The sequence below is a fragment of the Pseudomonas sp. A-R-19 genome (assembly GCF_019956575.1).
Lineage (GTDB): Bacteria > Pseudomonadota > Gammaproteobacteria > Pseudomonadales > Pseudomonadaceae > Aquipseudomonas.
Genome location: NZ_JAHBDR010000033.1, coordinates 43694 through 56148, shown reverse-complemented (window position 1 = coordinate 56148; position 12455 = coordinate 43694). Strand labels below are relative to the sequence as shown.

The window sequence follows — 12455 nt, the reverse complement described above, 5'->3', positions numbered from 1 at the left end:
TATTGATCAAAATGTGCAGCCCCTGACGGCATGTCCGCTATCTGCGGTCAAACTCAAAAGCCGAAGTAGATAAATGCCGTAATGGCCGCCATACCCCACGCGACCAACGCCATGACAGTTGAGTTTTGCGGTAACTGAAATTCGCTGGATTGCTGTACATCGGGCTTCGAATGACCAGCCTGGTCATAGTAGCCATACCGGATTGCCCGGTAGGTATATCCAAGACTGACCAACAAAAACAGAGTGATCAGGCCAAGCACAAGTCCACGCCTGATAGCCGGTTTAGCCAATGCTGCAAGGTGTTCCTGCTCGCAAGCAACGCTGTTGAGTTGCACGATGGTAATTCGTTGATAGTCGGTCGAAGACCGCTTATGCCCAATCTGGATCGCCGCCTGTTGTTCCAGATCCAGCGCCTGATACTTCCAAAGCGTCGACGATCCTTTTCGGCAGAAGGTAAACGCGGCAGGATTTGAAACGGAGATGATGCAAGCGTCGTTGATATCCAGTTTTTTCAGGGTTTCCTTGGCCGATCGGGTGAAGTCCAGATCGAACACCGAAGCAGCTCCGAGGGCAGAAGCCGTTACCGAAGCCAACAGGCTGATCAAGAGGCAGGTGGCTGAAATGTTCACGGCCGAATTCCCCCTTTTTCATTTTTTGATTTCGCAGCTCGGTTCCAGCCTGCTTTGTCGAGCTCCAGTACGCTGCTGGCACCCGGAAAACCAGGTGGAAGAAGAAAGGGAGGGCATCCATTGCCCTCCCTTCCGTGGTCCACGCTCCTTGCGACAGTGCCTGTCAGAACATCAAGAGGCCAGAATGAAGTCCGAGGCCGAGATGGTGTTCGGGTCGCCCACACCTACCAGGGTGATGGAACCGGCGCCGAAGTTCAGCAACAAATCCGCTCCCTGATCAACGATGTTGACACTCGTGTTGAATGTCGCTGCCGTGATGTTGAGCGCGGCAAAATTGAGCAAATCCTGTCCTCCAGCCGCGTTGGCATCAAAGTTGAGGATCCGATCGTTGCCGAAGGCCAGTCCGAACACGAAGACATCGTCGCCACTGCCGGCATTCATCGTGTCGTTGCCGGCACCACCCGCAATACTGTCGTTGCCGGCACCGCCATCGATGATGTCGTTGCCTGCACCGCCCAGCATTGTGTCGTTACCGCCAGCGCCGTTGAGGTTGTCGTTACCCGCCCCACCGGTGATGACGTTGTTCGACGCGTTGCCGGTACCGCTGAAGTTGCCAACTCCGGTGTAGAGCAGATGCTCGGCATCGGCGCCCAGTGTGTAACTGGACAGCGAGGTCTGGATGGAGTCCTCACCGTTACCCGCCAACTCGATCACCCCGTCCGCGGCAGAATCGACGATGTAGGTATCATTGCCGACTCCGCCTTCCAGCCGGTCAGCCCCCGCACCGCCATTGATGACGTCGTTGCCGATGCCACCGAGCAATGTGTCGTTGCCATCACCACCGTTGAGGGTGTCATTACCCACCCCACCGGTCATGATGTTGTTCAACGCGTTGCCGGTGCCGACGAAGTTGCCGGCTCCGAGGTAGAGCAGATGCTCGACATTGGTGCCTAGCGTGTAGCTGATCGTCGTCGTCTGTACGGAGTCCGCACCCTCACCTGTCACCTCGACCACCAGGTCTCCGCTCGAATCGACGCGGAAGGTGTCGTTGCCGACGCCACCGACCATCCGGTCATTGCCCGCACCGCCAGTGATGACGTCGTTGCCGGCGCCACCGAGCAAGGTGTCGTTACCGTCACCGCCGTTGAGGGTGTCATTACCCACCCCACCGGTCATGACGTTATTCAACGCGTTGCCGTTGCCGGTGAAGTTGCCGGTTCCGGTGTAGAGCAGGTTCTCGACATTGGCGCCCAGTGTGTAACTGGCCAGCGTCGTCTGCACGGAATCGGAACCCTCACCCGCCGTCTCGACCACCAGGTCCCCGGTTGAATCGACGCGGAAGGTATCGTTGCCGGCTCCACCGACCATCGCGTCATTGCCCGCACCGCCGGTGAGGACGTCGTTGCCGGCGCCACCCATCAGTGTGTCGTTGCCGTCACCGCCGTTGAGGGTGTCATTAGCCGCCCCACCAGTAATGACGTTGTTCAGCGCGTTGCCGTTACCGGTGAAGTTGGCGGCGCCGAGGTAGAGCAGGTGCTCCATATTGGCGCCCAGTGTGAAGCTGGCCAGCGTGGTCTGCACGGAATCCGCACCCTCGCCGGTCAACTCGATCAGTACATCCCCGGCTGAGTCGACGCGGTAGGTGTCGTTACCGACTCCGCCCAGCATCTGGTCATTACCCGCACCGCCATTGAGGAAGTCATTGCCGTCCTCGCCATTGAGGAAGTCGTTGCCGTCTCCGCCACTGAGATTGTCGTCACCGATGCCACCAAACAACTGGTCGACACCGCCCAGGCCAATGAGCGTATCGTTGCCGCCCAGGCCGAACAGCACATCGCTACCTGCGGTACCGACGAGGGTGTTCGCCAAAGCGTCACCCGTTTGCACCGCACCCAGCAGCACGACCAGCGCCGTCGCCGCCGAGGTCACCGACTCCAGCGTGCCGAAGCCATCGGTGTAGCGCGCGATCACCCGGATTTGCTGGTTGATCTGCGCCGCGCCAGGCGTGAAGTTCACGCCCGTTGCGCCAGCGATATTGGTGAAGGTAGTCCCGGTACCTTGCTGCCATTGGTAGCTGAATGCGCCCACGCCGTCCGGATCGACAATCGCGGCCGTCTGTGCGGTCAGCACCTGCCCTTGAGTCGGTGTGGTATCGCTGATCAGCAACGCACCTGTCGGTGCATCGTTGACGTTGACCACCGGCGCCGTGGCATCGGACGGCACGCTTTCAGCGACACCGAAGTCATCCACGTAACTGACCACCACGCGCACCTGGTTGCCGACCTGAGCCTGGCCAAGCGTAAGCGTGCTGCCGGTGGCACCGGCGATGTTGACGAAGGTAACCCCGTTGGTCACCTGCCACTGGAAGGTGAACTGCGGATTGCTGAGGCCATCGACGTCAATGATGGTCGACGGGTCGGCGGTCAGCACCTGGTTCTGTGTTGCAAGCCCGGTGACGGTTGGCCCTGCCGTCGGTGTGTTGTTCGCCGACGAGGAGACAAACTCCAGCGTGCCATTGCCATCCTGATACACCGCCCGAACACGGATGTTCAGACCGGCGACATCATCCGCCACCCGGTAGGTGGCGCCGATCGCCCGCGATACCTCGCCGGCGGCGACGAAGGTGATGTCTTCATAGACACCCGAGCCAGCAACGTTTTCGACTTGCCAGTAGTAAGACACGGGACCGGTAACCGCACCGGTCGCATTGGTTGCACTCACGCTGTCCAGGTCGCGGATCGACTGACTGCTGACCCGCAGCAACTGACCGGCGACAGGCGTATCGTCACGCACACCGGTAGTAGCGTCGAGAATTGCCAGACGCCCCACAGGTCCACTGTTCACAGCGGTGCCGACTCCGGTCGCCTGCGCCTGGTCAGAGAACTGCAGACGCTCGATGCCCGTCAGACGATCGACACCATCACGGCCCGCCACCAGGTCGGTCACGACGACGGCATTGCCGTCGAGCGTGACTGTGTACTCCGACGCATTACCGGAATACACCGCGGTGTCGAAGTTGTCAGTGCCGGCCAGAATCTCCCGCACGACGACCAGTTGGCCCGGATTGTAGGTACCGTTGAGCATAAACGGCACCAGCGGCTCCATGCTGTTGAAACTGGCGATTTCCGCGCCGGTACCATCAGCGTTTGCCCGTACGCTGATGCGTACGTTCAGCCACTTGTCACCATCGATGATGTCGTCACCGCCGCGACCTTCGATGAGGTCGCTGCCGCTGCCGCCGAGGATGATGTTGCCGCCGTCGTAGAACGTCGCTCCGGCTGCCAGCAGATCGGACAGGCCGTTGATCAGGCTGATGTTGGTCAGCACACTGCCGGTTGCACCCGCGGTAGGTAGCGATGTCGCATCTTCGTTATCACCGCGCAGGAAGTCACCGTGTGTCGAACCCGACAGGCCTTCCATGATGTCGAAGCGCACCAGCGCCGAGGCTCCCGAACCCGGCATCGGTGGCACATCGAAGAAGCGGTCGCTGTAATCGATGGTCACACCCTGGGCGAGATCCTTGAAGGTCGCCCAGTCATAGCCCGAGCCGCCGATATAGCGGTCACCAAAGCCGAGACTGCCGACCATGATGTCGTCACCGCCTTCGCCGTTGAACTTATCGTTCTCGTTACCGCCGACGAATACATCGTTGCCAATCACAGGGTCGTTGCCGAGCGGATCGAAGTTGTCGCCAGGTGCACCGTCCGAGGTGCCCTTCTCGATCCAGTCATCGCCTTCGTTACCCATGTCCTGTTCGTTGGCCTTGCTGCCCAGGATGAAGTCGTTGCCCTGGCCACCAATGGCCTCGGAGGCGTCCTCACCGGTCACGATGAAGTCACTGCCGAACCCGCCAATGATCAGGTTGACGCCATTGCCTCCGTGCAGCACGTCGTTGCCGTCGCCACCCTGGATGTTATCGTCGCCACCGGTGTCGGTGATGATGTCGTCGCCAGTGCCGCCACGCAGCTGGTCGTTGCCGTCACCGCCGTCGATGCGATCGTTGCCGCCATCGCCCCAGACCGTGTCGTCGCCTTCACTGGAGATAAGGATGTCGACGCCGTCGGTACCACCCAGCACGATGTGCTCGGCACCGCTGTAGCGGATGTAGTTGGTGTCAGCGCCCACGGTCAGCGGGTTGTCGCGGAACACCACCTGCTCGCCGTTCGGGCCGAGCGGATCGACGGCGACCAGGCCTTCGTTGAATTGCTTGCCCTGATCCACTTCCAGGTAGAAGCCAGGGTCCGAGAACACCAGGCCAGGCAAGTGCGTGGCCGAGGTGTTGGCCATGATCAGCTTGGCGAAGGAGTTGCTTTCAAGCTCGGCGTTCATCGACAGGCCAGAGGTACGCTCCAGGTAGTAGAAGCGATCGCCGTCCTGCAGTTTTTCCATCTGGTTCTCGAACACGAAGTTGAAGGTCGAGCCGAGCATGCCGCCGAACGGCGTTTTCTGTTCGGCAAGACCGCCAATCCACATATCAATGGCATCGACGCCCGTGACCGTCACCCCCTTCAGGTCGTCGGCAGTACCCAGCACTCCATCCCTGCCGGGCAGCGTCACGTTGGCAAAGGCACCCGTGCCGTTGAGGAAGTCCAGGCGGTCAGCCGGCGCACCGGCACCACCGAACACCAGCGCCAGGGCTGCATCGCGTTTGGCATCCATCGTGATCGCCGACGTGATCGAGGCGTGCGTACCGTAGGCCGCGATGAAGTTGATCAACGACTCTGGATGCTTGAGGTGCTGCACCAGATCGACCCAGCTGTTGTACGGCTTGAGTTGGGTGTCACCGGTTTGGCTGTAGATGTCGCGGCGGAACGCGTTGAGTGAAGGAATCCCCACGTCGCGGCCACGGGCGATGTTGATCGCCGGCAGGTCGAGCGGCAAGCCCAACAGGTTATTGCGCAAAGCCTCGGTAACGAACTCGTCGATTTCGTTACCGGCTTGACGGGTCACCCCACGCACGATCGCACTGGTCGCATCCTCTGGCGACACGCCACTGGCGGCGTACGCCAACGGGTTGAGGAACGCCGCGATCAAGCCCAGTTGCTGATCGGGATTGGCGCTGGCCGGATCGCCCACCACGTTGAAGTCGATGTCGTAGCGATCGACAGTCTCGGTCAGCATCGAGTGACCAAACCGGTACACGGTGTGGGCGAACTCGGCGACGATCGAGGGATCGAGGTCGACGTCATAGACCTGGGTCGGTGCGAAGAACAGGTCAACATTAGGCTGGATGGTCCGCGCAAACTCCTCGAACACCAGGTGTTGATACTGCATCTCGGTACCGAACTTGGCAGCCTGGAACAAGCGCTCGCCATTCCACTGCAACGCATCGAACTCGGCCTGGGTGGTTGGCAATGCTGCCACCGGATTGAGCAGCCACTCGTTGAGGAAGGTCACGTCACCCGAATCGAGCACGGTGTCCTTGGTCTGCTGGACCAGACGGTTGTGCTCGGAGTGGAAGATCGCATGCACCGCGGTCAGGCCGATGTTCTCGTTGACCCGGCCGTCGCCAGCGATGTAGTGAGCGTCGAGCAGTTCGTTGTCATAGGTCAGGTTGTTGCCGGCCGGGCCAGTGGGCTGCGCATTACCGACCAGGGAGTCGGTATCCGCCTGCAGAACCCCACCGACGATTACCGGTGCGGCATTGTTGTTGATGTCGACGAGGAACTGGTGACCGGTACGCACAGCAGTGGTCAGGCTAATGGGGGAAGTCGGATCGCCTTCGACAAGAACGTCATCCGCCGTACCACCAATGCCGTCAGCCCCCCTCATCACAACCATCGGGAAGCCGTTCGGCCCCTTGATGAAGTTGCCATAGGCGTCTGTCGCCAACAGTGGGGCGTTATCGACGTCGGCATCGGTCAGGTTGATGCCCAAAATGTCACGGGCTTGAGCCTTGACCACCTTCCAGGTCGCCATGCCACCGATTTCGACGTCGTCCGCGGTACCAAATGTGCCATCCGCGCCCAGGTCACGGTTAGTGATCAACCTGCCGTTGGCGACGGGGCCGTCAGCGGTAAGTTCATAAGCGCGCAGGAACACCTGGTGCGACGGATGCGAGCTATAGGTCTGGTTCTGGTCCACGAACGGCGTGGTGGTGTTGCTTTGCTCATGGATGTCATCGGCCGTGCCGAGAATGCCATCCGCCCCTGGCAGGTTGGTCGCGCGGGTCACCACCATGAAGTTGGTGTTGCCGCCTGGCACAAACAGCGGATCATCCGGTTGCAGCGGGATGAAGATGGTGCCCGAACCGCCTTTGGTCACCAGGTCCAGGCCATGGTCGAAGAACTGCCCGAAGAACGTCATCCAGGAGTTGAACGGTGCGGACAGCCCCGCATCCGCCGCGGTGTTCTCGAACATATACACTTCGTGGTCGTCGGCAGTACCGAACTGACCGTCCAGGCCAGGGCTGGCGACTACCCGCACGCCATCCTTGAGCACGTCGTCGTTGCCCACCGCGCCGAAGTTGAGCACGCCGTCCGCGCCAACGTCGTGGGCCGCGGCATAGGCCGCCGGGTTATTCGACGTCTGGTCGGAGATCAGGTTACTGATAGTGCGTGGCTGTGAGTCAAACACATTGCCGCTGGTCTGCGCATACGACGATCCAGGGACGGCCGGCGAACCGGGGCCGAAGAAGCCGGCAGGCACACCTTCCGCCGGATTGAAGACCGGATCGCTCAAGCGCGGAAAGACGTTGTCGGCGGCACCAAACTCGGTGTTGTTGTGGCCATTGAGGTTCATCAGGTTGTTGTTCGACCCGTCGACCGCACGCAGGCCCAACGGCGCGCGAATGTTCGGGATCAGCGAAAGGATGTCCTGACCGGACGCTTCAGCCTCGGCAATCTTGATCTGGTCAAGAATGAAGTTGAGGTCGGAGCGAACCATGTGCAGGCCCGCGCCACCCTCGGTGGCATCGACTACCGGTGTCGGCGCCGTCGGTACCACCGGTGTGCCGGGAGCCACTACGCCAGTCGGCTGCGAGAACATGATTTCAGTCGTGCCGTGAGCATCCTGGTAGATCGCCTTGACCCGCAGCGACAACCCGGCAAGGTCGGGAGAGACCTTGAACGTGGTGCCGTCGGCACTCTGGAACGCCAGGTCGCCGGCCGGCAAGAGGATGATGTCCTCGAAAACGCCGCTGCCTGGCGTTGACTCGAACTGCCAGTAGTAGGACACCGAGCTATTGATCAAGCCCAGCGGATTACCCGCCGTGATGTTGTCGGCATCGCGCAACGCGTTCACGTTGACCGTCAGCGTGTCGCCCACGACTATCGCACCGCCGTTGCCATCGATGACCGCCGGACTGCCAGTCGGCTGGGCATTGAGCCCCGGTACCAGCACTTGCTGTTCATCGGAGAACTGCAGGCGTTCGATATGCAGCAGGGTATCGGTGCCGTCGCGGCCCGCTACGCTATCTGTCACCGTATAGACATCGTCCGCCAGATCGACCGTGCCGCGGTCATCAACGGTAACCGTATACTCGGAGGCAACCCCGGAGTAAATGGCGGTGTCGAAGGCCGCCCCGCCCGTCGAGGTACCCGGCATGATTTCCCGCACGGCCTTGAGCTGACCGGGGTTAATGGTACCGTCGATCATGAACGGGATCATATCGACCATGCTGTCGAAGGAGGCGACCTCAGGGCCCGTATGGTTGACGTCGCCAGGGGCATAAACGGCAATCCTGACGTTGATCCATTTGTCACCGTCGATCAGGTCGTCACCACCGCGGCCTTCGATCAGGTCACTGCCATCACCGCCGAGGATGATGTTGCCGGTGGCAAAGCCGGTAACCGGCAAGCCGGCATCGGCCAGGAACTGATCCAGTCCGCGGATCAACGCGACATTGGTCAGTGCACTGCCCGTGGCACCACCGTGGTTGATGATGGTGTCAGCATCGACATCATCGCCTTTGAGCACGTCGCCGAAGCTCGAACCGGACAAACCCTCGACCTCGGCAAAACGGTCGAGAATCGAGGCCGGCGAGGCGCCGACCGGATTGAATGCCCCGGCGTTCTGGTTTGGCGCGTTGCCGTGTGGCTGCGCCAGCGCGGCCAGGCTCAGGTCAGCGGTCACGCCAACCTTGTCATTCTTGTAGGTGATCCAGTCGAAGCCGGACATGCCGTCCATCTTGTCCTGGGCATCGCTGCCGACAAAGATGTCATCGCCACCCTCGCCGATCATTTCGTCGAAGCCACCGCCACCGACAAAGATATCGTTGCCGATGATGTCGTCATTGAGCAGCGGCGAGAAGTTATCGCCTGGCGCACCGTCCTGGGTGCCTTTCTCGATCCAGTCATCACCTTCGTTACCGGTCGGTGGCAGGTTGGTCTTGGCACCGAGGATGAAGTCGTCACCCTGGCCACCGAAGGTGGTGGTGATGTCTTCGGTGGTGATGATGAAGTCCTGGCCATCGCCACCCAGGATCAGGTTGCCTAAGGCAAACATGCTGCCCGCCACGATCACATCGTTACCGGCATTACCTTCCAGACGGTTGTCGCCGAACGAGTCGCTGATGATGTCATCGCCATCGCCGCCCAGCACCGCATCGTTCCCCGCACCGCCTTCGAGACGGTCGTTGCCGCCGTCGCCGTAAACAGTGTCATCGCCATCACCGGAAATGATGATGTCATTGCCGGCGGTGCCGCCCATGACGACATGATCTTCACCGGTGTACTGCAGGTAATTGGTGTCCGCACCTGGGGTGTCGGGGTTGTCGCGAATCACCAGCGGCACGACTTCCACGCCGTTGATCATGATGCCGCCGGTCGGATCGTCGTGGCCACCCACGCCAAGGCCGGTGAACTGATTGGCCTGATTCACCTCGAGGGTGAAGGTCGGTGTCAGGAACACGGTGTTCGACAGGTGGGTGACATCGCTGTTGAGCATGATCAACTTGGCAAACGAGTTGTTTTCAAGCTCAGTGCCGAAGTTCAGGCCCGCGGTACGCGACAGGTAGTAGAAGCGGTCGCCGTTCTGCAACGCCTCCATCTGGGTTTCAAACACGAAGTTGAACGTCGAGCCGAGCATGCCGCCGAACGGCATTTTCTGTTCGGCGAGGCCACCGACCCAGAAGTCGACATCGTCTAGCCCGGTGATCGTCACACCCGTCACGTCGTCTGCGGTACCCAGTACCCCATCCGCGCCGGCCTGCGTTACGTTGGCCCAGGCACCAGTGCTATTGAGGAAGTCCAGGCGGTCGGCTGGCGAACCCGCGCCACCGAATACCAGCGCCAGTGCGGCAGCGCGTTTGTCTGCCAGGGTGGTCGCCGACGTGATCGAGCTATGTGTGCCATAGGCCGCGATGAAGTTGACCAGCGACTCGGGGTGCTTGAGGTGGTCCACCAGGTCAGCCCAACTGATGTACGGTTTCAGTTGGCTGTCGCCGGTCGCTCCGTACATATCACGACGCGCTTCATTCAATGTAGGGATGCCAGTGTCGCGACCACGCGCCAGGTTCAGGGCCGGCAAATCGAGCGGCAGACCGAGCAGGTTGTTGCGCAAGGCTTCAGTGACGAACTCGTCGATCTCGTTGCCGACCTGACGGGTCACACCACGAATGATCGCCCCTGCCGCTGCGTCCGCGGTCGCGCCGCTGCCGGCGAACGCCAGCGGGTTGAGGAAGGCCGCGATCAGCCCCATTTGCGAGTCCGGATTGGTCGGGTCAGTGAGCAGCGGATTGAACGCAGGGTCGAAGCGATCGACGGTCTCGGTCAACATCGAGTGACCGAAGCGGTACACCACGTGGGCGAACTCGGCGAGGATCGCCGGGTTGATCGAGGTGTCGTAGCCGTTGGGCGCGAGGAACTCGTCGACCTGCGGCTGCACGGTCCGCGCGAACTCTTCGAACACCAGGTGCTGGTACTGCATCTCGGTACCGAACTTGGCGGCCTGGAACAGGCGTTCGCCGTCCCACACCAACGCCGCGATCCCGGCAGGTGTAGTCGGTATTGCGGTCACGTCGTCAGCCAGCCACTGATTGAGGAAGGCCAGGTCGCCGGAGGCCAGGATGGTGTCCTTGGACTGCTGGACCAGACGGTTGTGCTCGGAGTGGAACACATGGTGCACGGTGGTCAGGCCGATGTTCTCGTTGGCCCGGCCGTCGCCGGCAATGTAGTGGGCGTCGAGCAGTTCGTTGTCATAGGTCAGGTTGTTGCCGGTCGGGCCAGTGGGCTGCGCGTTACCGACCAGGGCGTCGCCATCCGCCTGCAGAACCCCGCCAACGACGACCGGCGCGGCATTGTGCGCGATGTCGTCGAGGAAGGCATGCCCGGTGCTCACGGCATTGGCCAGGCTGATTGGAGCTGCCCGGTTGCCTTCGACCAGTTGAGTGACGTCATCAGCCGTGCCGGCGATGCCGTCGGCACCGTTGCTGACGCGAATCACCACCTGCGGCATGCCGTTAGGCCCGCGGATGAAGTTGCCGTAGGCATCGGTTGCCAGTAACGGCACGTTGTGCACATCGGCGTCGGTCAGGTTGATACCGAGAATGTCACGGGCCTGGGCCTTGACCACTGCCCAGGTCGCCATGCCATCACCGACGCCATCATCCGCAGTGCCGAAGATGCCATCGGCACCGAGATCGCGGTTGGAAATCAGGTTCCCCGTTGCAACAGGGTCGCCTGCCGCGTTGAGAACGTACTCGCGCAGGAACACCTGATGCGAAGGGTGCGAGCTGTAGGTCTGGCTTTGGTCGACGAACGGCGAGGTGGTATTGGTCTGGCCATCATCGGCCGTGCCGACTACTCCGTCCGCGCCGGCGGTACGCACCGCACGTGACAGCACCATGAAGTTGGTCGGGCTGCCCGGTACGAACAACGGATCGTCCGGTTGCAGCGGGATGAATACGATGTCAGTGGCGCTCTTGGTGACCAGGTCAAGACCGTGGTCGAAGAACTGGCCGAAGAAAGTCATCCACGAGTTGAAGCTGGCGGTCAGGCCGGCGTCCGCTGACTGGTTGGGAAAGAAGAACACATCTTTGTCATCGGCCGTGCCGAATACCCCATCCAGACCGGGGCTGGAGACTATCTCTACGCCATCCTTGAGGACGTCGTCATTACCCGCGCCTACCACGCCGAAGTTGAGCACTCCGTCCAGGCCGGGATCAAAAGCCGAGGCATAGGCCGCCGGGTTGTTGGCGGTCTGGTCGACTACCAGGTTACTGATAATCCGTGGTTGCGGGTCGATCACCGTCCCTGTCCCGACATAATCAGGCAGGAACGAGGGTTCAAGCAGGCGCGGGAAAGCATTGTCCGCGGCGCCAAACTCGCTCTGGCCGGTGACCAGGTTGTTGAGGCTGCCATCAACGGTACGCAGACCGAATGGCACCTGAGTGTTGGGTAGCAAATCACTGAGGCTGGCGCCGTCGGCTTGCGCTTCGGCGATAAAGATTTGTTTGAGGATGAACTCCAGGTCCGACTTGTTGAAATTGGCCATTTTGGATTGCCCTCGATCTGTCTGGGTAAAGGCGCGGGACGAGAAAGTCCTTCCGCGCCAAGTCAAGTGCTGGCTTGTGCAGTTTGTTGGTTTTGTTTTTTAGCGAGAGCTGGCGTTACCCGGAACTCGGGATACGCGCCTGGAATTCGCGTAATGGATTGCTCGCCGCGCGATCAGGCAGAGCGGGTTCGTGCCCTGGGCGGGCCATGGAAACAGGAGGTAAAGGCAAACTTGCTGGTAAGCCCTTTCACTCCGCAAAACAACGAAATGATCAACATGTTCTGCTCCTCCCGGGAAAATCACCGCGCCTTGCGTTGCCAAAACGATGGCAAGCTTCAGGCGGGCGGGCCCCCCGATAACTAAGACTAAAGTTCCATAGCAAACCTTTGTCAA

2 protein-coding genes are annotated in these 12455 nt (G+C 60.9%); both read right to left on the bottom strand.

Annotated features, from left to right (window positions below; translation table 11 throughout):
- Positions 1 to 53: 53 nt before the first annotated feature.
- Positions 54 to 629: a hypothetical protein gene (locus KGA88_RS03790; RefSeq protein ID WP_110662393.1), complete on the bottom strand. Its 576-nt coding sequence runs from the start codon at positions 627 to 629 to the stop codon at positions 54 to 56.
- Positions 630 to 800: 171 nt separating this feature from the next.
- On the bottom strand, positions 801 to 12062 hold the full coding sequence (locus KGA88_RS03785; RefSeq protein WP_223589064.1) for a peroxidase family protein: 11262 nt from the start codon (positions 12060 to 12062) through the stop codon (positions 801 to 803).
- Positions 12063 to 12455: the final 393 nt, after the last annotated feature.

Coding starts and splice junctions, on each gene's coding strand:
- KGA88_RS03785 (WP_223589064.1), bottom strand. CDS start 12,062: ATGGCCAATTTCAACAAGTCGGACCTGGAGTTCATCCTCAAACAAATC.